25 protein-coding genes and 1 pseudogene are annotated in these 25,609 nt (G+C 70.2%); 14 read left to right on the top strand and 12 right to left on the bottom strand.

Annotated features, from left to right (window positions below; genetic code table 11):
• On the bottom strand, positions 1–753 hold the full coding sequence (locus NLX86_RS22655) for a TIGR00730 family Rossman fold protein (protein ID WP_254373609.1): 753 nt from the start codon (positions 751–753) through the stop codon (positions 1–3).
• A 69-nt stretch (positions 754–822) separates the two neighbouring features.
• Complete coding sequence (gene dapE / locus NLX86_RS22650) at positions 823–1,902, bottom strand: succinyl-diaminopimelate desuccinylase (RefSeq protein WP_254373589.1); 1,080 nt, start codon at positions 1,900–1,902, stop codon at positions 823–825.
• Positions 1,903–1,978: 76 nt separating this feature from the next.
• Here dapE and NLX86_RS22645 point away from each other — a divergent pair, with 76 nt between their 5' ends.
• Together NLX86_RS22645 and NLX86_RS22640 are read left to right on the top strand one after the other, a co-directional pair.
• On the top strand, positions 1,979–2,935 hold the full coding sequence (locus NLX86_RS22645) for a hypothetical protein (protein ID WP_254373588.1): 957 nt from the start codon (positions 1,979–1,981) through the stop codon (positions 2,933–2,935).
• A gap of 284 nt (positions 2,936–3,219) precedes the next feature.
• On the top strand, positions 3,220–3,702 hold the full coding sequence (locus NLX86_RS22640) for an ATP-binding protein (RefSeq protein ID WP_254373587.1): 483 nt from the start codon (positions 3,220–3,222) through the stop codon (positions 3,700–3,702).
• Positions 3,703–3,839: 137 nt separating this feature from the next.
• On the opposite strand, the gene NLX86_RS22635 is transcribed toward NLX86_RS22640, so the two are convergent.
• Positions 3,840–4,934: a bifunctional succinyldiaminopimelate transaminase/glutamate-prephenate aminotransferase gene (locus NLX86_RS22635; RefSeq protein WP_254373586.1), complete on the bottom strand. Its 1,095-nt coding sequence runs from the start codon at positions 4,932–4,934 to the stop codon at positions 3,840–3,842.
• Positions 4,935–5,033: 99 nt separating this feature from the next.
• Positions 5,034–5,354, bottom strand: a complete 321-nt coding sequence (gene fdxA / locus NLX86_RS22630) for a ferredoxin (RefSeq protein WP_003985062.1) — start codon at positions 5,352–5,354, stop codon at positions 5,034–5,036.
• Between the two features lie 141 nt (positions 5,355–5,495).
• On the opposite strand from fdxA, the gene NLX86_RS22625 reads away from it, so the two are divergent.
• A complete protein-coding gene (locus NLX86_RS22625) occupies positions 5,496–6,494 on the top strand; it encodes a GNAT family N-acetyltransferase (protein ID WP_254373585.1) in 999 nt (332 codons plus the stop codon).
• Positions 6,495–6,525: 31 nt separating this feature from the next.
• On the top strand, positions 6,526–7,362 hold the full coding sequence (locus tag NLX86_RS22620) for a transglutaminase-like domain-containing protein (RefSeq protein WP_254373584.1): 837 nt from the start codon (positions 6,526–6,528) through the stop codon (positions 7,360–7,362).
• 69 nt (positions 7,363–7,431) lie between these two features.
• Here NLX86_RS22620 and NLX86_RS22615 read toward each other — a convergent pair whose 3' ends face one another.
• The 4 genes from NLX86_RS22615 to NLX86_RS22600 all read right to left on the bottom strand — a co-directional run bounded on the left by NLX86_RS22615 (position 7,432) and on the right by NLX86_RS22600 (position 11,166).
• A complete protein-coding gene (locus NLX86_RS22615) occupies positions 7,432–9,480 on the bottom strand; it encodes a hypothetical protein (protein ID WP_254373583.1) in 2,049 nt (682 codons plus the stop codon).
• Between the two features lie 165 nt (positions 9,481–9,645).
• Positions 9,646–10,044: a DUF6113 family protein gene (locus NLX86_RS22610; RefSeq protein ID WP_254373582.1), complete on the bottom strand. Its 399-nt coding sequence runs from the start codon at positions 10,042–10,044 to the stop codon at positions 9,646–9,648.
• Positions 10,041–10,934 (bottom strand): N-acetyl-1-D-myo-inositol-2-amino-2-deoxy-alpha-D-glucopyranoside deacetylase, encoded by an 894-nt coding sequence (gene mshB / locus NLX86_RS22605; RefSeq protein ID WP_254373581.1) that lies wholly within the window; start codon positions 10,932–10,934, stop codon positions 10,041–10,043. The genes NLX86_RS22610 and mshB overlap by 4 nt, the downstream gene beginning before the upstream one ends.
• 37 nt (positions 10,935–10,971) lie before the next feature.
• Positions 10,972–11,166 (bottom strand): hypothetical protein, encoded by a 195-nt coding sequence (locus NLX86_RS22600; RefSeq protein ID WP_254373580.1) that lies wholly within the window; start codon positions 11,164–11,166, stop codon positions 10,972–10,974.
• 203 nt (positions 11,167–11,369) lie between these two features.
• Between NLX86_RS22600 and NLX86_RS22595 the strand changes: the two genes are divergently transcribed.
• The 6 genes from NLX86_RS22595 (at position 11,370) to NLX86_RS22570 (ending at position 20,046) form a co-directional block, all read left to right on the top strand.
• The gene (locus NLX86_RS22595; RefSeq protein WP_254373579.1) at positions 11,370–13,523 is read left to right on the top strand and encodes an alpha/beta fold hydrolase; all 2,154 of its coding nucleotides are present in this window, start codon (positions 11,370–11,372) and stop codon (positions 13,521–13,523) included.
• A 323-nt stretch (positions 13,524–13,846) separates the two neighbouring features.
• Complete coding sequence (locus tag NLX86_RS22590; protein WP_254373578.1) at positions 13,847–14,920, top strand: ABC transporter permease; 1,074 nt, start codon at positions 13,847–13,849, stop codon at positions 14,918–14,920.
• Positions 14,921–14,968: 48 nt separating this feature from the next.
• Entirely contained in the window at positions 14,969–16,765 is a 1,797-nt protein-coding gene (locus NLX86_RS22585; protein WP_254373577.1) for an ABC transporter substrate-binding protein, read from the top strand.
• Positions 16,766–16,851: 86 nt separating this feature from the next.
• Positions 16,852–17,829, top strand: coding sequence for an ABC transporter permease (locus NLX86_RS22580; protein WP_254373608.1), 978 nt, complete (start codon positions 16,852–16,854; stop codon positions 17,827–17,829).
• Between the two features lie 12 nt (positions 17,830–17,841).
• Positions 17,842–18,912, top strand: a complete 1,071-nt coding sequence (locus NLX86_RS22575) for an ABC transporter ATP-binding protein (protein WP_254373576.1) — start codon at positions 17,842–17,844, stop codon at positions 18,910–18,912.
• A 12-nt stretch (positions 18,913–18,924) separates the two neighbouring features.
• Positions 18,925–20,046 (top strand): ABC transporter ATP-binding protein, encoded by a 1,122-nt coding sequence (locus NLX86_RS22570; RefSeq protein WP_254373575.1) that lies wholly within the window; start codon positions 18,925–18,927, stop codon positions 20,044–20,046.
• Positions 20,047–20,111: 65 nt separating this feature from the next.
• On the opposite strand, the gene NLX86_RS35120 is transcribed toward NLX86_RS22570, so the two are convergent.
• From NLX86_RS35120 to NLX86_RS22560, 3 genes are read right to left on the bottom strand one after another with little or no spacing between them, the layout of a single operon-like run.
• Positions 20,112–20,372 (bottom strand): hypothetical protein, encoded by a 261-nt coding sequence (locus tag NLX86_RS35120; protein ID WP_374213936.1) that lies wholly within the window; start codon positions 20,370–20,372, stop codon positions 20,112–20,114.
• Positions 20,261–20,629, bottom strand: a complete 369-nt coding sequence (locus NLX86_RS22565; protein WP_254373607.1) for an aldo/keto reductase — start codon at positions 20,627–20,629, stop codon at positions 20,261–20,263. Before NLX86_RS22565 ends, NLX86_RS35120 begins: the two co-directional genes overlap by 112 nt.
• Before the next feature lie 37 nt (positions 20,630–20,666).
• Positions 20,667–22,175, bottom strand: a complete 1,509-nt coding sequence (locus tag NLX86_RS22560; protein ID WP_254373574.1) for an MFS transporter — start codon at positions 22,173–22,175, stop codon at positions 20,667–20,669.
• Between the two features lie 58 nt (positions 22,176–22,233).
• On the opposite strand from NLX86_RS22560, the gene NLX86_RS22555 reads away from it, so the two are divergent.
• Positions 22,234–23,133, top strand: coding sequence for a helix-turn-helix transcriptional regulator (locus tag NLX86_RS22555; RefSeq protein ID WP_254373573.1), 900 nt, complete (start codon positions 22,234–22,236; stop codon positions 23,131–23,133).
• A 98-nt stretch (positions 23,134–23,231) separates the two neighbouring features.
• Here the strand turns inward: NLX86_RS22555 and NLX86_RS22550 are convergent, their stop codons facing one another.
• Positions 23,232–23,684 carry an ATP-binding protein gene (locus NLX86_RS22550; protein ID WP_254373572.1) on the bottom strand — a complete coding sequence of 151 codons (453 nt, stop codon included), beginning with the start codon at positions 23,682–23,684 and terminating at the stop codon, positions 23,232–23,234.
• A gap of 222 nt (positions 23,685–23,906) precedes the next feature.
• Between NLX86_RS22550 and NLX86_RS22545 the strand changes: the two genes are divergently transcribed.
• The 3 genes and pseudogenes from NLX86_RS22545 to NLX86_RS22535 form a co-directional block, all read left to right on the top strand.
• On the top strand, positions 23,907–24,758 hold the full coding sequence (locus tag NLX86_RS22545; RefSeq protein WP_254373571.1) for a helix-turn-helix transcriptional regulator: 852 nt from the start codon (positions 23,907–23,909) through the stop codon (positions 24,756–24,758).
• An 11-nt stretch (positions 24,759–24,769) separates the two neighbouring features.
• Positions 24,770–24,973 carry a DUF397 domain-containing protein gene (locus NLX86_RS22540; RefSeq protein ID WP_254373570.1) on the top strand — a complete coding sequence of 68 codons (204 nt, stop codon included), beginning with the start codon at positions 24,770–24,772 and terminating at the stop codon, positions 24,971–24,973.
• A 105-nt stretch (positions 24,974–25,078) separates the two neighbouring features.
• A pseudogene (locus NLX86_RS22535) lies at positions 25,079–25,526 on the top strand (serine hydrolase domain-containing protein); the annotation flags it as partial.
• Positions 25,527–25,609: the final 83 nt, after the last annotated feature.

Here is a 25,609-nt window from a genome sequence, read left to right as displayed (position 1 = left end):
CTACTTGCCGACTTCCTTGGTGACGAGCGAGATCGCCTCTTCGATGTCGTCCGTGACGTGGAAGAGCAGCAGATCGTGCTCGGATGCCTTGCCCTGTGCGATCACCGTGTTCCGCAGCCATTCGACCAGGCCGCTCCAGTAGTCCGTACCGAAGAGCACGATCGGGAAGCGGGTGACCTTCTGGGTCTGGACCAGGGTGAGGGCTTCGAACAGCTCGTCCAGGGTGCCCAGTCCGCCGGGCAGGACCACGAAGCCCTGCGCGTACTTCACGAACATCGTCTTGCGGACGAAGAAGTAGCGGAAGTTCACGCCGATGTCGACGTGCGGGTTGAGGCCCTGCTCGAAGGGCAGCTCGATGCCCAGGCCCACCGAGATGCCCCTGGCCTCCCGGGCTCCCTTGTTGGCGGCCTCCATCGCGCCGGGCCCGCCGCCCGTGATGACCGCGAAGCCCGCCTTGACGAGCGCGCGGCCCAGCTGCTCGCCGGCGGTGTACTCGGGGGTGCCGGGCGGTGTCCTGGCCGAGCCGAACACACTGATCGCGGGCGGGAGTTCGGCGAGAGTGCCGAAGCCCTCGATGAACTCCGACTGGATGCGCAGGACCCGCCAGGGGTCGGTGTGCACCCACTCGGAGGGGCCTTCGGTGTCCAGCAGTCGCTGGTCGGTGGTGCTCGCCTGCACCTGGTCGCGTCGGCGCAGTACCGGACCCAGGCGCTTTTCCTCCGGCTTCTGCCGGCCGCCCTCAGGGTTGGCCATCATGTGCTCCCTCCGCTACAGATCGTTGCCGGTTCAGCGTAGGCGCACCCGGGTGACATGCAGGGGAATTCAGGAGGTCAGCCAGGCGCGGAGTCGCTCCTCGCAGTGCGTGATCCACCTGGTCCCGACCCGCTCGTCGCGCTTGTGGGCGAGGAGCGGGTCGCCGGGACCGTAGTTCACCGCGGGCACGCCGAGCGCGCTGAAGCGCGAGACGTCCGTCCAGCCGAACTTGGGCATGGGCTTGCCACCGACGGCCGCCATGAACGCCATGGCCGCCGGGTGGGAGAGCCCGGGCAGGGCCGCACCCGAGTGGTCGTCGACGATGAACTCCTCGACACCGCAGCCCTCGAAGACCTCCCGGACGTGGGCCAGGGCCTCTTCCTCGCTGCGGTCCGGCGCGTACCGGAAGTTGACCGTGACCGTGCAGACGTCGGGGATGACGTTGTTGGCGACGCCGCCCTCGATCCGTACAGCGCTCAGCCCCTCGTGGTACTCGAGCCCGTCGATCACCGGCAGCCGTGCCTCGTACGCCGCGAGCCGCGCCAGGATCGGGGCGGCGGCGTGGATCGCGTTCGACCCCATCCAGCTGCGGCCGGAGTGGGCCCGCTCCCCCGCCGTGCGCAGCAGCACCCGCAGGGTGCCCTGGCAGCCGCCCTCGACCTGTCCGTTGGACGGCTCCAGCAGGACGGCGAAGTCGCCGGTCAGCCAGTCGGGGTGGGCCTCGGCCACATGCCCCAGGCCGTTGAGGTGTGCGGCGACCTCTTCGTTGTCGTAGAAGACGAAGGTCAGGTCGCGGTTGGGCGCGGGGACCGTGGCCGCGATACGCAGCTGCACGGCGACGCCGGACTTCATGTCGCTGGTGCCACAGCCCCACAGGAAGCCGTCGTCGTCGAGCCGCGAGGGCACGTTGTCGGCGATCGGGACGGTGTCGATGTGGCCCGCCAGTACGACCCGCTCGGCGCGCCCCAGGCGGGTCCTGGCGACGACGTTGTTGCCGTACCGGTCGACGGTGAGGTGCGGGAGGGCGCGCAGGGCCTCCTCGATCGCGTCGGCGAGGGCCTTCTCGTCACCGCTCACGGACGGGAAGTCGACGAGCCGGGCGGTCAGCTGCGCGGCGTCCAGGGTGAGGTCAAGTGCGGTTTCGGGCATGCACCGACCCTAGCGTCCGCGCCCGCGTGGAGGCCCTGGAGTCCGGTCGGCGGACTCCGTACCGGACTCCAGTACGGTGGGCTTCGTGTCCGAGCAGACCCCGCGTGTCCGTCGTCGCGGCCGCCTCTTCCGAATCGCGGCGGCCGGTGTCGTGCTGCTCACCCTCGCCGGCTACCTGGTGGTCCAGTACGTGAGCGGTGGCGGCCGGGGAGCGCCTCGCTGCAATGTGCGTGCGGCCGACGGTGGGGGCGGCGGTGCGACGTACGAGTTCAGCCCCGCGCAGGCCGCGAACGCGGCCACGATCTCCGCGGTCGGGACGACCCGCGGGATGCCTGAGCGGGCGGTGACCATCGCGCTGGCGACCGCCCTGCAGGAGTCGGGGCTGCGCAATATCGACTTTGGCGACCGGGACTCGCTCGGTCTCTTCCAGCAGCGCCCGTCGCAGGGCTGGGGAACGCCGAAGCAGATCATGGACCCGGTGTACTCGGCCGGGATCTTCTACGACCGGCTCGCCAAGGTGCCCGGCTACTCGCGGCTGCCGCTGACGGTCGCCGCGCAGCGGGTGCAGCTCAGCGGCTTCCCGCAGGCGTACGCCAAGCACGAGCCGAACGCGGCGCTGCTGGCCGGCGCACTCACCGGCCGCAGTGCCGCGACCCTCACCTGCACCGCGCCCGGGGACGGCAAGCCGGGCGACCCGGCCAAGGTGCGGGCGGAGCTGGTACGCACCTTCGGGCCGGGGACGCTGCCCGGCACCGGGAAGGCCGGCGCGTCCGCCACGGCCGGCGGCAAGGGCGCGACGATCAGCGTGCCGGTGCGCACCACCGACCGGGCCGCGCGCGGGGGCGCCGCCCAGGAGCGGGGCTGGGAACTGGCCCACTGGGCGGTGGCCCACTCCGCCGCGCTGCGCATCGAGCGGGTCTCCTTCGCGGGCCGCGAGTGGACCGCCGGGGATTCCGGGGACGAATGGCGCGAGGCGGCCGATTCGGAACAGACGGCCGGTCCGGACGAGGTACGGATCAACATCGCGCACTAGTGCGGACCCTCACTCGGCAGGGGTAGTCCGGGCATTTTCGGCGCCCTGCGGAACCGTATCTCCGGAGCCTTTTTCCGCGCTCCGCGCGCATTCCGGAAAACCCTTGAGAGCAAAGGGATGTGACGATTCCGCAGGACGAAGACGCGGCAACACTTTGTCCGTTTTTAACCGGAACCGATAATGCGACGCATTGCCAACTCTTTACCTTGGCTCACCGCAACTTCTCCCTCCCCCACAGCGGTTGTCACTGCGTCGTCAACGTCGTCTCCCGTCGAAGGAGCAACATGTCCCTCCCCCTGACCCGCCGGATCGCCCGTGCCGCACTGCTGATCGCAGCGGGTGCAGCACCCGTGGTCGGTGCGGCCGGCTCGGCAAGCGCCGCGGGCCTCCCCGCCGCCCCCGACCTGGGTGGGCTGACCGCCGTGGACGCCGCGAGCGTCGGCGGCACGGTCGACGGCGCCACCCAGCAGGCCACCGGGCTCGCCGGTGAGACCGGCGGCAAGGCCGTCCAGACGGCCGTCCCGGCCGCGGGCAAGACCGGCGGCAAGATCGTCGGCACCGCCACCCCCGCCGCTCAGGAGGCCACCGGTGAAGCCGCCGGCAGCGCCGGCAACCTCCTCGGCGAGACCGCCGGAACCGCCACGGAGGGCGGCCTGCCCACCGACAGCCTCGGCTCGGTGGCCGCCCAGGACAGCCTGGGCGGCCTGACCGAGAGCGGCCTGCCGGGCGCCGGGACGCTGCCGGTCAACGCGCTGCCGATCGGCTAGTCCGCCCGCCCGCGCGTCGCGGGTACGCGAAGGGGCCCGGGGAGCACGAACTCCCCGGGCCCCTTCGTACGCACAGCCCCTTCGTACGTCAGCCCATGCGCGCGTACAGCCCATGCGCGAACAAGACCGGACGAGCCTCAGCCGAGGCGCTTGACCGCCGCCGCGACGCGCTCGTCGGTGGCCGTGAACGCGACCCGTACGAAACGGTGCCCCGCCTCGCCGTAGAAGTCGCCCGGCGCGACGAGGATGCCGAGCTCCGCCAGGTACGCCACCGTCTGCCAGCACGGCTCGTCCCGCGTCGCCCACAGGTACAGGCTCGCCTCGCTGTGCTCGATCCGGAAGCCGTGCGCCTCCAGCGCGCTGCGCAGGGCGGTGCGGCGGGCCGCGTACCGGGTCCGCTGCTCCGCGACATGCGCGTCGTCGCCGAGCGCCGCGACCGTGGCCGCCTGCACCGGGGCCGGCGTCATCATCCCGCCGTGCTTGCGGATGGCCAGCAGCTCGCCCAGCACCGCGGCGTCGCCCGCCAGGAACGCCGCGCGGTAGCCGGCCAGGTTGGAGCGCTTGGAGAGCGAGTGGACGGCGACGACCCCGTCGTACGAACCGCCGCAGACGTCCGGGTGCAGTACGGAAACGGGCTCGGACTCCCAGCCCAGCTCCAGGTAGCACTCGTCGCTGAAGAGCAGCACCCCGTGCTCGCGCGCCCACGCGACGATACGGATCAGCTCGTCCTTGGCCAGGACCCGACCGGTCGGGTTCGACGGCGAGTTGAGCCAGAGCAGCTTCAGGCCCGCCGGGTCGAGCAGTGTCGGGTCGTCGTAGACGACGGGCTCGGCGCCCGCCAGCCGCGCGCCGACCTCGTACGTCGGGTAAGCCAGACGGGGGTAGGCGACCTTGTCGCCCGCGCCCAGGCCGAGCTGCGTCGGCAGCCAGGCCACCAGCTCCTTCGAGCCGACCACCGGCAGGACGTTGGTGTGCTCGACCGAAACAGCCCCGAGCCGCCGCTCCACCCAGCCGGTGAGCGCGTCACGCAGCTCCGCGGTCCCCCACACCGTCGGATAGCCCGGGGAGTCGGCGGCCGCGACGAGTGCCCGCTGGATCAGCTCGGGCACCGGGTCGACGGGCGTACCGACGGACAGGTCCACGATGCCGTCCGGGTGGGCGGCGGCCGTCGCCCTGTACGGCTCGAGCTTGTCCCAGGGGAATACCGGGAGGCGGGAGGAGACTGGGGACAAGGTGCTTCTCTTTCTCGTACGTACGTGAGCGTGAGCAAACACCGCGGCCCCGTACGGCGGAGGTGCCGTGCGGGGCCACTGCCGTACGGGGCCGCGCAATCAGCCGTTCTGCGGCGGCAGCGCGGCGATGAAGGGGTGGTCACGCTCGATAAGACCGAGCTTGGAAGCACCACCGGGCGAGCCGAGCTCGTCGAAGAACTCGACGTTCGCCTTGTAGTAGTCCTTCCACTCCTCAGGAGTGTCGTCCTCGTAGAAGATCGCCTCGACCGGGCAGACCGGCTCACAGGCTCCACAGTCGACGCATTCGTCCGGGTGGATGTACAAGGACCGGGAGCCCTCGTAGATGCAGTCGACCGGGCACTCCTCGATGCACGCCTTGTCCTTGACGTCGACACAAGGCTGCGCGATGACGTAGGTCACGCTGTCGTTCCTCCTCGATAGGGCGCGGCGGGCCGATCTGCGGCTCCGTCCACGTGGCGCGCGGGAGCGCGGCGTCGTCGATGCCCACACCTAGTATCTCCGTTCCCGGGCACGATCCGAACAGGAGGGGCGGACAGAGCTGTGGAAATCACTGCCGGTGGACGGCTTGAGGTACGTATCACCCCTGCTGACGTGGGCAAACGCGTGTCGGTGCGGTGCTTGACCGATGATCCGAAGGCGCCGGAGAAGTTCACCGACACGGTCGGTGTTCTCACATCATGGGACAAGGGCGTGCTGCTCATCACACGCCGGACCGGTGAGAGCGTCCGAATCCCGGAATCCGCGCTGGTCGCGGGCAAGGTCGCGCCCTCCGCCCCGGCCCGCAGGCGGGGTCCCGCGGCGAGTTTCGAGGAGCTCGCGCCGGTGGCCGCCCGCGCCTGGCAGCCCGTCGAGAGCGAACGGCTCGGCGACTGGCTGCTGCGCGCCTCGTCCGGCTTCACCCGGCGGGCGAACTCGGTGCTGCCGCTCGGCGACCCCGGGCTGCCGCTCGACGAGGCGCTGGCGCACGTGACCCGGTGGTACGCCGCCCGGCAGCTCCCCGCGTACATCCAGACCGCCACCGGGGCGGAAGGCACACAGGAGCAGCTCTGCGCGGAGCTGGAGGAGCGCGGCTGGGTGCGGGAGGTCTCGGCGGAGCTGCGGATCGCCAGGCTCGCCCCGATCGGCGACCTCGACGCGGACGTGTCACGGGTCCAGCTCGCACGCACCGCCGACGACGCCTGGCTCTCGCGCTACCAGCGCTCCCAGGAGCCCGGTCCACACGTGCGTGCGGTCCTGGGCAGCGGTCCTTCGGTGTGGTTCGCGAGCGTGCCCGGTGACTCGGGCGACGTCCCGGCCGCCATCGGCCGGTGCGTCGTCGACGGGCGCTGGGCCGGCTTCATGGCCGTCGAGGTGGACCCCGCGTCCCGGCGGCAGGGGCTGGCCACGGCGGTGATGGCCGCCCTCGCCCGGCGGGCCCTGGAGGAGGGCGCCTCCGCGTCGTGGCTCCAGGTCGAGTCGGACAACGACGGTGCGCGTGCCCTGTACGACGGCATGGGCTTCGCCACCCACCACCACTACCACCACTTCCGGTCCGCGTAGGCCGGTCCCTCTGGACGGGTACACAGTTCGTATGCACGACAAATCCGGCGGACGGCGGGAGCAGTTCGCGGCCGAGGCCCGCGCCGAACGGCCCGACCTCGCCCTGCTGTGCCTGCTGGTGGGGGCGGAGGCCGATCCCGCGCTCGGCGAGCACGGGATCGACGAGGCCCAGATCGAACTGGACCGGCTCGCCGGCCTGCTTCCCTTCGCGCCCGGTGGCCCCCGTGCCTGGGCGGCGGCGCTCGCCGAGCTGCTGGGCGTGCGCTGCGGCTTCCGGGGCTCCCCGGCCGACTACCAGCGCCTGGAGTCCTCGCTCCTCCACGAGGTGCTGCGGCGCAGGCGGGGCCTGCCGATCCTGCTGTCGGTCGTGTGGATCGAGGTGGCCCGCCGGGCGGGCGCCCCGGTGTACGGGGTCGCGCTGCCCGGGCACTTCGTGATCGGATTCGGCGATCCGGCGGAAGCGGAACCGGTGCTGGCCGATCCGTTCGCCGGGGGCCGGCCGCTGACCGGTACGGACACGGAGCTACTGGTGGCCGGGGCGACGGGCGCCGCGCTGGACCCCTCGATGCTGGTCCCGGCCAAACCGCTGGAGATCGTGCTGCGCATCCTCAACAACATCCGGGCCTGGGCCGCGACCCGTCCGGAGCGCTCCGACGTACAGCTGTGGGCCCTGGACCTCTCGCTGCTGCTCCCCGCGCACCCGGCCAGTCTGCGCTACGACCGTGCCCAACTCCTCGTACAGCGCGGCGAGTTCCTGACCGGTGCGGCGGAGCTCGACGCGTACGCGGAGGTGGTGGCCGCGGTGGACCCGGCCACGGCGGACACCATCCGCGGCCGGGCCCGGGCGGCCCGGGCCATGCTGAACTGACCTCCGGGCCGGCCCGCGGCTCCCGTACTGGCTGGGGCGTACAGGCTGGGGCGTACCTGGCTGGGCGTACTAGCTGGGGTTCGTCTCGATCACGCCGGTGCGTTCCGCGGGCGTCTTGCCGCGCAGGATCTTGGCCAGCACGCCGGCCACGTCCTGCGGGGTGACGGCGGTCTTGTCGCCGTTGCCGCGCTGGATGAGGACACCGTCGAAGACGCTGCCGTACAGCTTCTTCAGCTCTTCGAGGTTGTACGTCTCGACGAGCTTGCCGTCGACGGCCTTCATCCCGAGGAACTTCGGCAGCGACTTGGTCGGGCCGAACTGGATGGACTTCCCGCCCGCCGACACCGTGACCAGCCCGGACATCGCGGGCTGCGCGAAGTCCTGCATCGCCTGGTCGAGCGCGGCCTTGTTGATCGTCGGCTCCTTGGAGACGACGGGCAGTTCGACCGCGCCGGCCCGGCCGGTCGCGACCTGGGCGCGGTAGGCGTCCTTCACCGAGATCATCGAGCGGCCGACATCCAGCGACTTCCCCGACTTGCCCGGTGCGGCGACGGCCTTGCCCGGCTCGAACCTGATCGTGCCCTCGGTGGCGGAGCCGGAGACTCCGGCCAGGTCGGTGAGGGCGACCTGCAGCTTCTCGGCGTCGACCGGGATCACCGGCTGAGCGACCCGCTCGCCGCCGAAGAGTGAGCTGATGACCGAGACCGGGTTGTAGTCGCTGCCCGCGGCGGCCCGTACGGTCTCCTGGCTGTCCAGCGTGAGCCCGGCCTTGTCCGGCTTGAGCTCCACCTGGTCGCCGCCGACGGTCAGTTGCAGCGGCTGGGCGGCGCGCTTGCCGAACGCGGCGTCGAGCTTGCCGACCGCCTCCTCCTTCGTGCCGCCGCCGATGTCGACGCCGAGCACCGTGGTGCCCTTGGGCACTTCGGAGTGGTTGAGCAGCAGGCCCGCGCCGTAGGCGACGCCGAGCAGGCCGAAGACGCCGACTCCGGCGAGTACGAGCTTGGAGCGGCCCTTCTTCGCCGGTGCGGACGCGCGCGGCGCGGGGGCCGGGGCCGGCGCGAGGTCGGGCCGCGGTCCGGACGGGGAGCCGTCGAGCGGCGCCAGGTCGGGGCGCGGGCCGCCGGCCTGGGTCGGCGGAGCGAACGGCGAGTGGTGGGACGGCGGTACCGCGGGGATGCCGCTGGTCAGCGTGTCACCGGAGACATGGGCCCGGTCGGGCGGTGTCGGTGCGGGCCGCTGCGGGGTGAGTACGGCGGTGTCGTCGCTCATCCGCGGCGGGCCGGCCGGGACCTCGCCGCCCTGGCGGAAGGCGGGCGGGAGCAGCGGCATGTCGCCGGAGGCGGGCCCGGTGGTGGGGCCCGTGGGACCGGCGGCGGCACCGGGCGGCCGCAGGCCGGGGCGGGGCGCGTCCGGCGGCGGCGCGAAACCGTTGCCGGCGGGGCGCGGGGCGGTGCCGGCCGACGGCGGCCCGGCCGGCCTGTTCTGCGCGGCCTGGCCGTTCTGAGGGCTCGGGCCGTTCTGGGCGCTCGGGCCGTTCTGCTGGGCCGCGGCCGAGAAGTACGGGAGGTCGGGACGTGCTCCGCCGCCTCCCGGCGCCGAGGGTGGCTGCGCACCCGCCGGTCCCGAACCGTTCCTACCGTTCGTACCGTTCGCGCCAGCGGCAGGCGCAGGGACCGGCGCGGTGGGGGCCGGCTTGCGCGGGGCGAACCAGGCGCTCGCCTTCTCCTCGGCCTGCGGCTCCTCCGCCGCGGCCTCCTCCTGCCGCGCGGCCGCGGGCTCCGCCCCGCCCTCGGGCAGCTTGCTGCTGCCGGTGCGCTCACCGCTGTCGCCCGCTGCCGCTGCCGCGTCCGAGTCGCTCATGGGCGTACGCATCACCACGGGCGGGATCGGCCGCGACCCCGGGATGTTGATCCGGATCCGGGTGGTCAGCGTGGTCTCGGTCTTCTTCTCCTCGGGCTGCGGCGGAGCAGGAGGTTCGGCTCTCTCCTCCGGCGCGTCCGGTCCCGACGGGTGCAGCGACGGATACTGGCGGGTTCCGTACGGCGGGGTACCCGAGGGGTAAGCGGCTCCACCGCGCCCCTGGGGCCCGGAGGACGAACTGTCAGTTTCACGACTCAAGGCAGGTTCTCCCGGTTGGCTCCGCCGCCCGTCTTTGTCCGTGCGCGGGCAGCTCGGCGGCGCGCACCACCATACTGGCCGCTGCCGACACGCACCGGACGACCGCCGGAAGCGGGGTTCCGACAGCCGTGCGCGCGTGCTTAATTCGGCGGCTGAAGTGGCACGTCACTTGCCAAGTCGGGCGCCCGGAACCGGTGGTTCCGAAAGACGCTGCAGGGTGGCGCACATCACAGCGGCGACGATCCCGCCCAGCAGGAAAACGTACGTACCCAGCCCCGCGGCAAAGATGAAGTCACCTTCCGGACGAGTGGCCGAAAGCAGCAGAAACGACAGCATCCAGCCCGCGGCGGCCGCCAGCACCCCCGCCGGACCGCCCGTGGCCCGCCGCCCCGCGTAGAAGAAGGCGGTGGTCGCCAGCAGGACGAGCAGCAACCCGCCGGGGAACCAGGCGCCCTGGACGAGCGCGCCTGCCATGCCGACCGCCACTCCGGCCACCACAAGCAGCAGATACAGCGCGATTCGGGCGGGGTTGAAGAGGGATGCCGGTGAGGTGGGCGGCGTCACTGGACCACCCCGGCAAACAGGTCGCTCTCGCGCTCGCCGGCCGGGGCTCCGGACCGGCCACCGACCAACTCGTAGAACTCGGCCGCGAAAAGCGGCTGCCCGAGGTCGTTCGACAGCGCGAAGAACGGGCCGTCCACCGCGATCTGGGTGGCGTGGGCCCGCATCGCGGCCGCCTTGGCCTCCGCGTACGCCGTGCCGTCGATCTCGGCGGTGATCCGCTCGTCGTCCACCACGCCGGGCACGTCGTCCACCGTGGCGATGCCGGGGAAGGGGATGTCCTTGCCCGCCGCGCGCAGCCGCGCGAAGCCGGCCTCGACGACCGAACGCGGCACCCGGTTCCAGTAGACCTTCGCGATCGTGTGGGGTGTGCCGAGGTCCCGGCGGTAGGCCGGCTCGGCGGCCAGCTCCGCGGCGCGCATGGCCACGCGGTGGGCCTGGATGTGGTCGGGGTGCCCGTAGCCGCCGTTCGGGTCGTACGTCACCAGCACCTGCGGCCGGCGCTTGCGGATCACCTCGACGAGGTATGCCGCGGCGTCGTCCACATCCGCGTTCCAGAAGGCGCCTTCGCGATGGTTCTGCGGGAGGCCCATCATTCCGGAGTCGCGGAAGCGGCCGGGACCGCCGAGGAAGGTGTGGTCGGTTACGCCCAGCTCCTTCATCGCGGCGGCCAGTTCACCGATGCGGTGGGCGCCCAGGGTGTCGTCGCGGTCGGCGGCCAGCTGCGCGAGGTCGGGCGGGATGACCTCGCCCTCCTCGCCCAGGGTGCAGGTCACGAGTGTGACCCGGGCGCCTTCGTTCGCGTACTTGGCCATCGTGGCGCCGTTGTTGATCGACTCGTCGTCGGGGTGCGCGTGCACCAGAAGCAGACGACGGGCGGGAAGGTCCGTCATGCGGAACAGCCTACGAGTATGCGGCCGGGGGGTGCTCCTAGAACTTGATGCCGCCGATCATCCCGGCGACGTTCGTGGTCAGTTCGCTGATGGTGGGCGCCACGGAGGAGCTGGCGAGGTAGAAGCCCAGCAGCATGCAGACCAGCGCGTGTCCGGCCTTCAGCCCGGCTTTCCGGACCAGCAGGAAGACGACGATCGCCAGCAGCACCACCGCCGAAATCGAGAGTGCCACGGCGGTTCACCTCCATATCCGGACGACTACATGGGCAGCGTTCATGGGCAGGGTTCATGGGCAGCACGCATGTGCCAGGGGGTTCTTACCCACCTAGTGCTACGAATCATAACTATCCGTACGAACGCATTGATCGGTGCACAGCAGCACGAGGGGCGCATGGTTCCGGGACAGCGAGTGGGACACCCCCATAGGGTCGGATCATGACGTCCGGAGAGTTCTCGTTCCCCCGCCAGTACGCCAGGACCCAGCGGTTCAGCCTCGGCGCGCCACGCGCGTTCACGGTGTCGCCGGACGGGGAGCGGGTCGTCTTCCTGCGCTCCTCCTCCGGTACCGACCGGGCGAATCTGCTCTGGGTGCTCGATCTCGCGGATGGGGCGCGGGAGCGGGTGGCCGCCGATCCCGCGGTGCTGCTGGGCGGCGCGGACGAGCAGCTGTCCGCCGAGGAGCGGGCCCGGCGCGAGCGCAGTCGCGAGGGGTCCGCGGGGATCGTCGGCTATGCGGTGGACGAGGCGGCCGAGTTGGCGGCGTTCGCCCTGTCGGGGCGGCTGTTCACCGCTGAACTGCGGGCCGGCACCGCCCGTGAACTGCCCGTGCCCGGTCCGGTCATCGATCCGCGTCCGTCCCCGGACGGCCGGTACGTCGCGTACGTGGCGCAGGGCGCCCTGCGGGTGACCGGGGCGGACGCCGACGGCGAGCACCGTGCAGATGGCGACCGGGCGGTCGCCGAGCCGGAGAGCGCGACCGTCTCGTACGGCCTCGCCGAGTTCATCGCCGCCGAGGAGATGGGCCGTTCACGGGGGTTCTGGTGGTCGCCGGAGTCCGACCGGCTGTTGGCGGCCCGGGTCGACGACGCCTCCGTGGAGCGCTGGTGGATCTCGAACCCGGCGTTTCCGGACCGGGCGCCGGAGCGGGTCGCCTATCCCGCGGCCGGCACCCCCAATGCCGAGGTGCGGCTGTTCCTGTTCGGCCTGGACGGCAGCCGTACGGAGGTGGTGTGGGACCGGGCCCGTCACCCCTATCTCGCGCGCGTGCACTGGTCGGCCGCGGGCGCACCGCTGCTGCTGGTGCAGTCCCGTGACCAGCGCAGCCAGCGCTGTCTGGCCGTAAACCCGGAGAGTGGCGCGACACCGCTTGTGCACGCCGACGAGGACCCGGCGTGGCTTGAGCTGAGCGCCGGGGTGCCCGCGTGGGCTCCGGACGGACGGCTCGTACGGATCGCCGACGAGGGCGGGGCGCGGGTGCTCGCGGTCGGCGACCGGCCACTGACCGGGCCGCAGCTGCATGTGCGGGCGGTCCTGGACATCGCGGACTCGGACGTGCTGGTCTCGGCGTCGGCGGGTGAGCGGGCCGAGGCGCCGGAGACGGGTGAGATCCATGTCTACCGGGTCAACGAACTGGGTATCGAGCGCGTATCCCCCGCGGCCGGGGTCCACACCGCGGTGCGGTCCGGGCCGGTGACCGTGCTGGCGTCGGCGTCAACAGCGCACAGCGGCGCGGCCGTCCAGGTGCTGCGCGAGGGCAAGCAGGTCGCGGTCATCGCCTCGTACGCGGAAGAACCCGCCCTCCGGGCCGGTGTGCAGCTCACCGAGGGGGGCGCACGGCGGATTCCGTGCGCCGCGCTGCTCCCCTCGCACTACACGGAGGCGGATGGGCCGCTTCCGGTACTGCTGGATCCGTACGCCGGACCGCACGGCCAGCGGGTCGTCGCCGCCCACAACCCCCACCTCACCTCCCAGTGGTTCGCCGACCAGGGCTTCGCGGTGGTCGTGGCCGACGGCCGGGGCGCTCCGGGCCGCTCACCGGCCTGGGAGAAGGCGATCAAGGACGACTTCACGCTGACCCTCGACGACCAGATCGAGGCGCTCCACGATCTCGCCGGCCGCTTCCCGCTGGACCTCGGCCGGGTCGCGATCCGCGGCTGGTCGTACGGCGGCTATCTGGCCGCGCTGGCCGTGCTGCGCCGTCCGGACGTCTTCCACGCGGCGATCGCGGGCGCCCCCGTCACCGACTGGCGGCTGTACGACACGCACTACACCGAGCGGTATCTCGGCGATCCGGGCGAACGGCCCGGGGTGTACGACGCGAACTCGCTGCTGACCGGGGACGGCCGGCTCTCCGGTGCGGCGGAAGGGGCCGGGCAGCAGAACCGGCCGCTGATGATCATTCATGGTCTGGCCGATGACAACGTGGTGATGGCCCACACCCTGCGGCTCTCCTCGGCCCTGCTCGCCTCGGGCCGCCCCCATGAGGTGCTTCCACTGACGGGCGTCACCCACATGACCCCGCAGGAGGAGGTCGCGGAGAACCTGCTCCTGCTCCAGGTGGACTTCCTCAAGCGGGCGCTGGCGCACTGACGGGTACGGGCGGACCGGCCGGGACACATGGCGCCCCGGCCGGCCTACGGCACCCGCACGGCCGTACGCTGTCCAGACTGACGGGTTCGTATATCGGAGCTGCGACAGCCAAGTTGCCTGTGTGTTAACGAAATTGATGGGCATTTATATGCCTATGTCAATAGGCAGAAAGCGCTGTCAAGCACGCCGTCACGTCGATCTGCACAACCTTCGCTCAAGATGTCATCCCGCGGCGCGTCTTCCCCCGTTCGGCTCTTGACTGGCATAGACCTCCATTGCCACAGTCCGCTCATCCCGCGGCATTCTCGGAGGCGCGCGTAGCGATGACGAGTCCATCCCAGGCTGCATCCCATGGAGCTGACGCAACCTCCGCTGTCCCTGACTTGCCGTCGGGTCCGTCGGGTCCATCGGGTCCATCGGGTCCATCGGGTCCATCGACGAAGGAGGCCGAGCAGCTCGCGGGCCGGTCCCCCGGCCGGCTGGCCTGGCGCCGGTTCCGGCGCGACCGTACCGGCGTGATCTCCGCGTACGTCGTGCTGTTGTTCTTCCTCGTCGCCGCCCTGGCGCCGGTGATCGCCTGGCTGTACGGCAAGGACCCGTACACGACCTACGGCCTGGACCGCCCCGAGCTGCTCGATCCGGTCACCAGCTATCCGATGAAGCCGAACGGCGGTATCGACGGGGAGTTCTGGTTCGGCATCGAGCCCAAACTCGGCCGCGACGTCCTGATGCAGCTGGTGTACGGAATCCGCACCTCACTGCTGATCGGCCTGGCCGCGACGGTGCTCTCGACGCTCACCGGAATCATCATCGGCGTGACGGCCGGCTATCTGGGCGGCCGTACCGACTACTTCCTCGGCCGATTCATCGACCTCCTGCTGTCCTTCCCGCAGCAGCTGTTCTTCGTCGCCTTCATGCCGGTGGTCACCGCGCTCTTCGTGAGCCCTCAGAAGGAGACGCCGACCTACTTCCGGGTCACGGCGCTAGTCATGGTGCTGTGGTTGCTCGGCTGGATGACCCTGGCCCGGCTGTTGCGGGCCCAGGTGCTCAGCCTCAGGGAACGGGAGTTCATCGAAGCCGCCAAGGTCACCGGCGCCCCGCCGTGGCGGATCATCCGCAGGGAGCTGCTGCCCAACCTGACCACCCCGATCCTCGTGCAGTCCACGCTGATGCTGCCGAACTTCGTGACGCTGGAAGCCGGGCTGTCCTTCCTCGGCGTCGGCCTGGTGGAGCCGACCCCGGACTGGGGGCGGATGTTCGCCAACGGCGCCGACTTCTACGAGGGCGACATCACGTACATGTTCTTCCCCGGCATCGCCATGGTGGTCTTCGTGGTCGCCTTCAACCTGCTCGGGGACTCGGTCCGGGACGCCATCGACCCGAAGACCAGGCGTTGACGCAAGGCCAGAAGCATTCCGTCCGATGAGGCAGGTGCATTCACCACCATGACGTCCAACATTCAGCTTCGGCGCAAGGTACGGCTTTCCGCGATTGCCGTGGCGGCGGGCGCGCTCGTGCTCTCCGCGTGCAGCAGCGGCGGTGGTGGCGACAGCAAGGAGAAACAGGCCAAGGAGCCGGAACTCGCGCAGCAGTCGATCAGTATCGGCACGGCCGCCGACTCCACCGGCCCGGCGCCCGAGCTCGCCGGCGCCAAGCCCGGCGGCACCGTCAGCGTCCTGCAGCGCGACGCCTTCGAGCACCTCGACCCGGGCCAGATCTACGTCAGCGACGAGCTGATCATGCAGACGCTCTACAACCGCACGCTCACCACGTACAAGGTCGACGACAAGACCGGCAAGGTGACGCTGGTCGGCGACCTCGCCACGGACACCGGCAAGCCCTCCGACGGCGGCATGACCTGGACGTACACCCTCAAGGACGGGCTGAAGTACGAGGACGGCAAGCCGATCACCGCCAAGGACGTCCGGCACGGCATCGAGCGGCTGTACGCGAAGTACCAGACCAACGGCCCGACGTATCTCCAGCAGTGGCTGTCCGGGGCCGGCCAGGAGTACCGCAAGGCGCTGCCCGACGGCCCGTACGGCGGAAAGCACCTGCCGGACAGCGTGCTCGCGACGCCGGACGACAAGACGATCGTGCTGAAGTTCAGCCAGCCGCGCGCCGAGGTGCCGTTCGCGGTGGCCATGCCGAACATCACGGCCGTACCGGCGGCCAAGGACACCAAGGAGAAGTGCGACAAGGCGCCGCTCGCCTCCGGCCCGTACAAGGTGCAGAACTTCAAGCCGGGCAAGAGCATCGAGTTCGTCAAGAACGAGAACTGGGACGCCAAGACGGACGCCGTACGCCACCAGTACGTCGACAGGTTCCAGGTGTCCTTCGGCCACCAGTGGGTCGACTCCACCCGTCGTCTCCTCGCCGACCAGGGCGCGGACAAGACCGGTATGACGTGGACCAACGCCGTCGACCCGTCGCAGATCTCGACCGTCCTGGGGAACAAGGCCGCCACGCCCCGCACGCTCACCAAGACCCAGCCGTACGTCGATGTCGTCAGCTTCAACATGGACCGGATCAAGGACAGGCGGGTCCGCGAGGCGCTTGCCCGGGCCTGGCCGTCCGGGCAGGTGCTCCAGCAGTACGGCGGCCAGAAGGCGGGCGAGGTCGCCGGTTCACTGGTCGGCCCGACGCTGAAGGGCTACAAGGAGTTCGACCCGTTCGAGAAGAGGAAGTACCCGGCGGGCAACCCGGAGAAGGCGAAGGCGCTGCTGAAGGAGGCGGGCGCGGAGGGCAGGACGATCGTGTACGCCTACGCCAACACCGGTCCCGCGCAGAACGCCGCGGTGGTCGTGGAACGGGCGCTGGAGAAGGCCGGCTTCCAGGTGGAGAAGAAGGAGATCGACTCCTCCACCTACTACACGCAGATCGGCAAGGTGAAGAACCAGTTCGACGCCTACCGCTCCTCGTGGGGCGCCGACTGGCCGTCCGCGTCGACGGTCGTCCCGCCGCTGTACGACGGCAAGAACGTCTACGACGACTCGGCGAACTACTCGCACCTCAACTCCAAGCCCGTCAACGACGAGATCGCCCGCGTGGAGAAGATCGGCGACATCGACCAGGCCGGCGACGAGTGGGTGAGGGTCTCCCAGAAGATCCTCACCGAAGAGGTGCCGCAGGTGCCCCTCTTCTTCAACCGGCTGTACACGCTGTGGGGCTCCGGCCTCGGCGGTGTGAAGTGGCACGAGCCGTACGGCGCGGTGGACCCGACCGCGGTCTTCGTGAAGTAACCGCCGGAACCGCCCAACAGGCCCCCGCCCGGCCCATTCCGCGTCAGCCGGGCCGGGCGGGGCCCCTTCCCGGAAGCCCGTTGACCATGCTGAGATTCCTCACCCGCCGAACCCTCGGCGCCCTCGTCATCCTGCTGGTGATCAGCGCGGTCACCTTCTTCCTCTTCTTGGCGCTGCCCGCCGAACCCGCGCGGCTCGCCTGCGGCAAGAACTGCGATCCCGCGGCGCTCAAGATCATCAACGAGAACCTCGGCCTCGACCAGCCCGTGCCGGTGCAGTACTGGGACTTCATGGTGGGGATCTTCGCCGGGCGGGACTTCGCCGTCGGGCACTGCGACGCGCCCTGCTTCGGCTACTCCTTCGTCAACCAGGAGCCGGTCTGGGGCACGATCGTCGACCGCTTCCCGACCACCCTCTCGCTCGCGATCGGCGGCGCGGCCGTCTTCCTGACGGTCGGCGTCGGTATCGGCCTGCTCGCCGCCGCACGCCGCGGCACCTGGCTCGACAAGGTCTTCAGCTCACTCTCGCTGCTCGGCTCGTCGATGCAGATCTACTTCGTCGGCGTGCTCTGCCTCGCCCTGTTCGTCAGCAATCTCGGGATCATGGACCAGCCCGCGTACCACTCCTTCACCGAGAACCCGGGCCAGTGGTTCGCCGGGATGCTGCTCCCCTGGCTCGTTCTCTCCATGATCTTCATCGCCAACTACAGCCGGATGACCCGGTCCCTGATGGTGGAGCAGCTACAGGAGGAACACGTCAGGGCGGCCCAGGCCAAGGGCATGGCCCGCCGTACGGTCTTCTTCCGCTACGCGATGCGCGGCGCGGTCGCCCCGATCATCACCATCTTCGGCATGGACCTGGGCTCGCTCTTCGGCGGCGCGATGATCACCGAGTACACCTTCACGCTGCACGGCATCGGACGCCTGGCCGTCGAGTCCGTACAACTCACCGACCTGCCGATGCTGATGGGCGTGATGCTGATCAGCGCCACGGCGATCGTCTTCTTCAACATCGTCGTGGACGCCGTGTACGCCCTGCTCGACCCGCGCGTGCGGCTGGCCTAGGAGTTCGGGAACATGACCATCCTGACCAAGACGGAGGGCGCGCCGCCCGAGGGCACCCCGGCCGCCGCCGGCGCCTTCCTCTCCGTACACGACCTGTACGTCCACTTCGCGACCGAGGACGGCACGGTCAAAGCGGTCGACGGGCTGTCGTTCGATGTGAGGCGCGGCCGTACGCTGGGCATCGTCGGCGAATCGGGCTCAGGGAAGTCCGTGACAAGCCTGTCCGTACTCGGCCTGCACGACCCGCGGAGCACCCGGACCCGGGGCGAGATCATCCTGGACGGCCAGGAGATGACCGGGGCCGACGAGCGGACGCTCGGCCGGCTGCGCGGCAACAAGGTCGCCATGATCTTCCAGGACGCGCTGACGGCGCTCTCGCCGTACTACACGATCGGCCGGCAGATCTCCGAGCCGTACCGCAAGCACACCGGGGCCTCGAAGCGGGAGGCGTGGTCGCGGGCGGTGGAGATGCTGGAGAAGGTCGGCATTCCGCAGCCGAAGCTGCGGGCGCACGACTACCCGCACCAGTTCAGCGGGGGCATGCGGCAGCGCGCGATGATCGCGATGGCGCTGGTCTGCAATCCGGAGCTGCTGATCGCGGACGAGCCGACGACCGCGCTCGACGTCACCGTGCAGGCGCAGATTCTCGACCTGCTGCGGGATCTCCAGCAGGAGTACGGCTCGGCGATCATCCTCATCACCCACGACCTGGGCGTCGTCGCCAACACGGCGGACGACTTGCTGGTGATGTACGCGGGCCGGGCGGTGGAGCGCGGTTCGGTACGGGAAGTGCTGCGGGCCCCCCGGCACCCGTACACCTGGGGCCTCCTCAGCTCCATGCCGCGCCTGGCCTCGGACGTGGACGAACCCCTCATCCCCATCCCGGGCACCCCGCCGAGCCTGCTCGCCCCGCCGCCCGGCTGCCCGTTCCATCCGCGCTGCGAATTCGTCGCGGAGGTCGGCGGTACGCGCTGTACGGACGAGCGCCCGGAGCTCCCGGCGGGCCGGGGGTCCGCCTGCCACCTCACACCCGACCAGAAGCGGTCCATTTTCATCGACCAGATCAAGCCCCGGCTGGGCTAGGGAGCCACGACCATGAGAGACGACGTCACCCTCCCCGCCCCACGCGACGACGTCCCCGTCGCTCCCGGCGAGGTCCTGCTCACCGCGACCGGCCTGACGAAACACTTCCCAATCCTCGCCGGATTCCCCTTCAAACGGCGGGTCGGCGCGGTGCAGGCGGTCGACGGAGTCGACCTGACCGTGCACGCGGGCGAGAGCTTCGGCCTGGTCGGCGAGTCGGGGTGCGGCAAGTCGACGACGGGCCGGCTGCTGACCCGCCTGCTGGAACCGACGTCGGGACAGATCACGTACCGGGGCCGGGACATCACCCACGCGACGCGCAAGCAGCTCGCGCCGGTCCGCTCCGAGATCCAGATGATCTTCCAGGACCCGTACGCGTCGCTCAATCCGCGACAGACGGTCGGCACGATCATCGCGGGCCCGATGGAGATCAACGGCATCAGCCCTCCGGGCGGCCATGAGAGGCGTGTCCGCGAACTCCTCGACATCGTCGGCCTGAACCCAGAGCACTTCAACCGCTTCCCGCACGAGTTCTCCGGCGGCCAGCGCCAACGCATCGGCGTTGCTCGCGCGTTGGCCCTTCAGCCCAAGCTCATCGTGGCGGACGAGCCGGTCTCGGCGCTCGACGTCTCCATCCAGGCACAGGTGGTCAACCTCCTCCAGCAGCTCCAGCGGGAGCTGGGCATCGCGTTCCTCTTCATCGCCCACGACCTGGCGGTGGTCCGGCACTTCTCGCAGCGGGTCGCGGTGATGTACCTGGGCAAGGTGGTGGAGACGGGCGACCGCGCGTCGATCTACACTCGCCCCCGCCACCCGTACACCCATGCCCTGCTCTCGGCGGTCCCGGAGGCGACGCTCGGCGAAGAGTCCGAGCCGCACGAACGCATCCGCCTGGCGGGCGACGTCCCGTCCCCGATCCGCCCCCCGTCGGGCTGCCGCTTCCGTACGCGCTGCTGGAAGGCGCAGGAGCGGTGCGCGTCGGAGGAACCGCCGCTCGCACGGATCGAGGGCAACGCGGAGGGCCACCTGACGGCGTGCCATTTCCCGGAGGACCCGACGACGGCGGCGCGGGAAGAGGACGTGATCCTGGACCCGGCTCCAGCCGCGATTGAGGAGGAGACTGACACCCGTTGACCGAGTTCAGCCAGCCTCCGCTCGGAGGCGGACCCGCGCCCGCGCCACGGTGGCCACGTACGGGTTCATCTTCCACGGGCCGAATCGATGAGCACCTGACCGTACTCCGCGATGCTCTTGCGCAGCCGCGCTCTGCCCTCGTCGGTCCCGGAGGCGGGGCCCAGCATCAGCCGTCGCTGCTGTTCCACGATGAACGGCCATGAGGCGATGGCGATCAGGGCGAAGAGTAGTTGGGCGGCCTCCTGCGGGTCGCTGATGCCGAGCGCCTCGCTGAGCTTGTCGCACTTGCTCCTGTAGTAGGCCTGCCGCTCCTCTTGGCCGGGCAGGTCCTTCGTACCGTAGTGCAGGCCTTCCCAGGCAACGGTCCGAGGGCGGCTCCCAGCATCTCCTCCGACTGGCCGCCGGAGTACATGTCGGCCGTGTCGATGAAGTTGACCCCGGTGTCCGCCGCTGTGTCGATGAGCCGACGCGCCTCGATGACGGAGAGGCCGCCCATGTGCTGGAAGCCGTTCTTGCCGCCGAGCGTCATCGTGCCGAGCGACAGCTCCGACACCAGCAGCCCACTGCGGCCCAGTTGACGCATTCTCACGCTGATCTCCTTGTACGGATCGTGGTCCGGGTCAGGGGCGGACCGGACCCGCAGGCTCCGTCACGGGCTCCGGCCCGGCCTCCGCGGCCGGAACACCGGCCGGGGCGGCGCCGGAGGTCGCCGGCTGCGCCCTGCGCAGACAGACCGCGGCGATCACGACACCGGCCAGCAGCACGACGGTGTCCACCAGCACGCCCAACTGGACGCCGTTCAGGGTCGCCCATGCGCCTGAGGTGCCTTCCGGCAGCGAGTTCATCCGGCTCGTCGCCAGCGTGCTGATCACCGGGATGCCCACGGTGAGGCCCACCAGCTGCGCGGTGTTGGCCAGACCGCTTGCCAGGCCCTGCTCCCCGTTCGGCAGACCCGAGGTGGCGATGATGGTGTACGCGACTACCGCGAGCATGTGGCCGCCACCAGCCAGGAACGTACCGGCCAGCAGCAGCAGGAGACCGTTCTCCTGGGGCAGCAGGAAGAGAAGCCCGGTGCCGAGGGCCTGCACGGTCAGTCCGAAGATCAGGGCGCCCCGGGGACCCGTGCCGGCGACCACCTTGGGAGCGATGACTCCGGCGCCCACGGCGGCGATGCCCAGCGCCGCGAAGGACACACCGGTGGCCACAGCGGACATGAACAGCACATTCTGCATGTACAGCGTCATGAGAAAGACCACAGCGGTCATCATCGAGAAGGTGATGAGACCGGCCGTGTTGCCCCAGGAGACGGATCGGCGGCGCAGCACGTGCAGCGGAGCCAGCGGAGCGGAGCTGCGCCCCTCGATGACCAGGAACGCTGCCAGCAGGGCCACACCGGCGGCGATCGCCCCCAGGGTGCCCGGAGCGGTCCAGCCCTGGTGCTCGGCCTGGGTGATGCCGTAGATCAGGCTCAGCAGCCCGGCGGTCACCGTGATCGCGCCGGGCACGTCCAGCTTGGTCCGCCGGGCGACACGGCTCTCCTTGACGAGGAACGGGGTCGCGATCACAGCGAGGACACCCACCGGGACATTGACGAAGAGGGCCCAGCGCCAGCCCAGGGTGTCGGTGATGAGACCGCCCAGCACCACGCCCGAGAGGAACCCGAGTGAGAGCAGCGCACCATTGATGCCGAGCGCTCGCTCACGCTGCGGCCCCTCGGGGAATGACGTGGTCAGCAACGACATCGCGGACGGCGTCAGCATGGCGGCTGCCAGTCCCTGACCGGCGCGGGCCGCCAGCAGCATCTCGGCATTCGTGGCGAGACCGCCCAGCAGGGAGGTCAGCGTGAAAAGGACGAGACCGGCGATGAAGAGGGCCCGGCGGCCGAAGAGGTCGGCCGTACGCCCGAAGAGCAGGAGGAATCCACCGGAGGGCAGCGCGAACGCGGTGACCACCCACTGGAGATTCGAGATCGAGAAGCCAAGGTCTTCACCAATGGTGGGCAGAGCGACGCTCAGGATCGAAAAGTCCAGCGCCACCATGAACTGGGCCGCACAGAGCAGTACGAGGACTGCGCCGTACCTGGGGCGCGCTGCGGAGGATGCCTCGGTGCGAGGCGTCATCGTCTTCATGTCGAGCAGCTTCAACGAATTGATCGGGACATGAGTAGAGCCAACTTATGGTGGTGTCATGACCACCACTCATACGCGGGGAGAGGCCGGCACGGCGAGCGGCCTTCGCCGGGAAGCACTCCGGGACTTCCTGAGGACCCGGCGCGCCAGGGTCACCCCCGAGGACGTCGGACTGCCCGGTGGCGGACGCCGCCGCACACCTGGTCTGCGCCGGGAGGAGGTCGCCACCCTCGCCGGCATCGGGGTCACCTGGTACACCTGGCTCGAGCAGGGCCGGGGCATCAACGTGTCCGACTCCATGGTGGCGTCCATCAGCCGAGTGCTGATGCTGGACGAGACCGAGCGCACGCACCTGTACCGCCTGGCCGGACTCAACCCGCCGCAGCACGCCCAGGAGGAACCAGCCCGACCCGCACCTGAGCTGGAACGACTGCTCGAGGCATGGATGCCCCGTCCGGCCTATGTGCTTGACCGCTGGTGGAACTTCGTTCTGATCAACCACTCCGCCAAACTCGTGTTCGGCCTCTCGGGCGAGGACGACAACTGCCTCGTCTCGTTCTTCACCAACACGACATACCGGGCCCGATTCACCCACTGGGACGACATGGCGCCGTCCGTCGTCGCGAACTTCCGCAGCACCGCGGCGGCTTACTCACACGATGAGCAGTTCGCCGAGATCACCGAGCGGCTCGCTGCGCAGAGTCCGGAATTCGCCGACCTGTGGGCCCGGCACGACGTGCGGCATGAGGCGTTGGGCATCAAGAGCGTTACCCACCCGGTCGTCGGACGGCTGGACTTCGAGCACACGGTCTTCAACCTCGCCGATCGCCAGGACCTGCGCATCACCCTCCATCTCCCGCAGAACGGCGCGCTGGCGGAGGCCAAGATCGGCCGCTTGCTCGCCCACGCGTCCCCCTCGGACCGGGCCGCACTGCGACGCGTGCCGTCGGCCGGGTGAAGCCCGCGGCGGCTGTCGGCTGAGCCGACGTGCGGTGTGTGCCGCGCCGGGCCGACCAGCGCCGAGAACAGCCCAGACCCACCCGGGCGCGGGCTCCGTCATACCCGGGCGATGCATGTCCGCAGCTCGAACCAGACGCCCTTGCCGTTGTTTCCGCCCACTCCGAGGGGCGCACCGGGCCCGGTCCCCCACTGCCCGTCGGTGAGCACCTCCACGAGCCATAGCCCGCGCCCGCCTTCGCCGTTGGCGTCGACGTCCCTTATGACGGGGGCCCGCCCATCCCCGTCGTACACGGTGACGCGGATATACGCGGCCTCGACGGCGAGCCATAACAGCGAGCCGATGCCTTTGGCGTGCACGCAGGCGTTGGTAACCAGCTCGGAGGTGCACATGGTCGCGGCGTCGATGAGGGCGTCGAGCTCCTGCGAGCGGAGGACGGAGGCGACGAAGTCGCGGGCTACGCGGGGCGAAGTGTCGAGGGGCGGACAGAAGAGGGTGTACGAGTGGGGCACGCCGAGGCCGCTGGGGGGCCAGAGTTCGGGTTCGGGCATGGGCCATCAACTCCGTGGATGCGGGGCTACTTTGGTCGGTTGGTGGCGGTGCCCGCCGGATCAGGACAGGCGGGTGCTCTTCCAACCAGGTGTGCTGGATGCACTACCGAACGTAGCGGACAGGGTTGCTACGTAGCAACGCTGTCCGCGCAACTTCCCACGAACGCGGTAGACCGTGGCAGGGTGAACACCGCACACTCAGCCGCGAGATGAGGGATGGCCATGCCGCCGAGGAGTAGCCCCACGGCGCGCCAGGAACGCCTGGGCGCTGAACTGCGCAAGCTGCGCGAGGCCGCAGGCGTCACGGCACGCGAGGCCGCGGCGCTGCTCGGATCCGGTGCGACCCAGGTGAGCCACCTTGAAGCAGGCCGATTCGGCACCAGCGAGGAGCGAATTCGCAGACTCGCCGCTCACTACGCCTGCGCGGACGCCAAGTTCATCAACGAGCTGGTGGCGATGGCCACCGAGCGAGGCCAGGGCTGGTGGGAGGAGTACCGGGGCATCCTGACGCCCCGGTCTCTCGACCTCGCCGAACTTGAACACCAGGCCCGTTACCTGCGCCAGGTGGAAGTCATCCATATCCCCGGCCTGCTCCAGTCGGAGGGCTACATGCGGGCGATGTTCGCCTACGGTGTCCCCGAATTGCCGGCATCCGAGCTGGAGCCGAGGATCGCGTACCGGCTGCGCCGCCAAGAGATCCTCACCGGCTCCAGTCCCGCCCCATTCGAAGTCGTGATCCATGAAGCGGCCCTGCGCATCAAGGTCGGCAGCGCCAAGATCGGCCGCGCTCAGCTCGAGCACCTGCTCAAGGTCTCCGAACTCGGCAATGCCACGCTGCGGGTGATCCCCTTCGACGTCGAGGGCTTCGCAGGCTCCGGCTACTCCATGCTGTACGCGGGCGGACCTGTCCCCGAACTGGACACGGTCCAGCTCGATGCCGCACACGGCAGCATCTTCCTCGATGCCGCGCCCCAACTTCGGAAGTACCGAACCCTCTTCGCGAAGATCGAGGGTGCGGCACTGCCCGCCGCGAAGTCGCGAGACTTCATCCATCGCATCGCGCAGGACATGTGAAAGGCCCCGTCGTGCCGTCATCAATCAACTGGCAGAAGTCCTCGTTCTCCGGAACGGGCGACGACAACAATTGCGTGGAACTGGGCGCATCCAAGGTGGGGATCCACCTCCGGGAAAGCGAGACCCCGCCTGCGGCCCTGACCACCACACCCGCCCGCGTCCGCGCGCTCATAGCCGCGATCAAGACCGGCGCTCTGGCCAACGCGGGCGGCTGAGCGGAATCCCGGCACCAGTCCCGTCCGGCATCCTCCCGACAGTCCGACCAGTCGGTGCGTTGCATGCCAGCCGAGCCGCGCTGAAGCGACGACGGAGGGACCCCTATGACACAGCCTGTGCCGCAGATCGACGGCCACTGCGACGAGCGCTTCGCCGCCGTGCGTGCCGCGTTCGAGGCGAACTTCCGTGAGCGCGACGAGCTCGGCGCGGCCGTGTCCGTACAGCTCGGCGGCGAGACCGTGGTCGACCTCTGGGGCCGCTGGGCAGATGCCGTGCGCAGCCGGGCCTAGGAGCGGGAGACTCTGGTCAACGTATGGTCCACGACCAAGGGACCGACCGCGCTCTGCGCGCACATCCTCGCCGCGGGCTGCTCGACCTAGAGGCGCCGGTGGCCACGTACTGGCCGGGGTTCGCGGCGGCCGAAAGGACACCCTCCCCGTACGCCACCTCCTCTCCCACCGCGCGGGCCTGGCCGGACTCCGTGAGCCGCACACGCTCGCCGACCTGTACGACTGGGAACTGGCCACCGCCAGGCTGGCGGCCACCGAACCGGCTCATGCGGCCTGGCGGACCCGGAGGCGGGCCTCAGCCTGGGCTACGTGATGAACCGAACGGGCCCCCACATCGCAGACGCC

The sequence above is a fragment of the Streptomyces sp. A3M-1-3 genome, from assembly GCF_024213665.1.
Classification (GTDB): Bacteria; Actinomycetota; Actinomycetes; order Streptomycetales; family Streptomycetaceae; genus Streptomyces.
This window is presented reverse-complemented; position numbering and strand designations above follow the sequence as displayed.

What these genes read in the sequence shown, in the direction of transcription:
- NLX86_RS22585 (WP_254373577.1), top strand. Translation starts at nt 14,969, where the DNA reads ATGACGTCCAACATTCAGCTTCGGCGCAAGGTACGGCTTTCCGCGATT.
- NLX86_RS22555 (WP_254373573.1), top strand. Translation starts at nt 22,234, where the DNA reads ATGACCACCACTCATACGCGGGGAGAGGCCGGCACGGCGAGCGGCCTT.
- NLX86_RS22655 (WP_254373609.1), bottom strand. Translation starts at nt 753, where the DNA reads ATGGCCAACCCTGAGGGCGGCCGGCAGAAGCCGGAGGAAAAGCGCCTG.
- mshB (WP_254373581.1), bottom strand. Translation starts at nt 10,934, where the DNA reads ATGACGGACCTTCCCGCCCGTCGTCTGCTTCTGGTGCACGCGCACCCC.
- NLX86_RS22560 (WP_254373574.1), bottom strand. Translation starts at nt 22,175, where the DNA reads ATGAAGACGATGACGCCTCGCACCGAGGCATCCTCCGCAGCGCGCCCC.
- NLX86_RS22620 (WP_254373584.1), top strand. Translation starts at nt 6,526, where the DNA reads ATGCACGACAAATCCGGCGGACGGCGGGAGCAGTTCGCGGCCGAGGCC.
- NLX86_RS22595 (WP_254373579.1), top strand. Translation starts at nt 11,370, where the DNA reads ATGACGTCCGGAGAGTTCTCGTTCCCCCGCCAGTACGCCAGGACCCAG.
- NLX86_RS22580 (WP_254373608.1), top strand. Translation starts at nt 16,852, where the DNA reads ATGCTGAGATTCCTCACCCGCCGAACCCTCGGCGCCCTCGTCATCCTG.
- NLX86_RS22565 (WP_254373607.1), bottom strand. Translation starts at nt 20,629, where the DNA reads ATGCGTCAACTGGGCCGCAGTGGGCTGCTGGTGTCGGAGCTGTCGCTC.
- NLX86_RS22545 (WP_254373571.1), top strand. Translation starts at nt 23,907, where the DNA reads ATGCCGCCGAGGAGTAGCCCCACGGCGCGCCAGGAACGCCTGGGCGCT.
- NLX86_RS22575 (WP_254373576.1), top strand. Translation starts at nt 17,842, where the DNA reads ATGACCATCCTGACCAAGACGGAGGGCGCGCCGCCCGAGGGCACCCCG.
- NLX86_RS22570 (WP_254373575.1), top strand. Translation starts at nt 18,925, where the DNA reads ATGAGAGACGACGTCACCCTCCCCGCCCCACGCGACGACGTCCCCGTC.
- dapE (WP_254373589.1), bottom strand. Translation starts at nt 1,902, where the DNA reads ATGCCCGAAACCGCACTTGACCTCACCCTGGACGCCGCGCAGCTGACC.
- NLX86_RS22590 (WP_254373578.1), top strand. Translation starts at nt 13,847, where the DNA reads ATGACGAGTCCATCCCAGGCTGCATCCCATGGAGCTGACGCAACCTCC.
- NLX86_RS22550 (WP_254373572.1), bottom strand. Translation starts at nt 23,684, where the DNA reads ATGCCCGAACCCGAACTCTGGCCCCCCAGCGGCCTCGGCGTGCCCCAC.
- NLX86_RS22640 (WP_254373587.1), top strand. Translation starts at nt 3,220, where the DNA reads ATGTCCCTCCCCCTGACCCGCCGGATCGCCCGTGCCGCACTGCTGATC.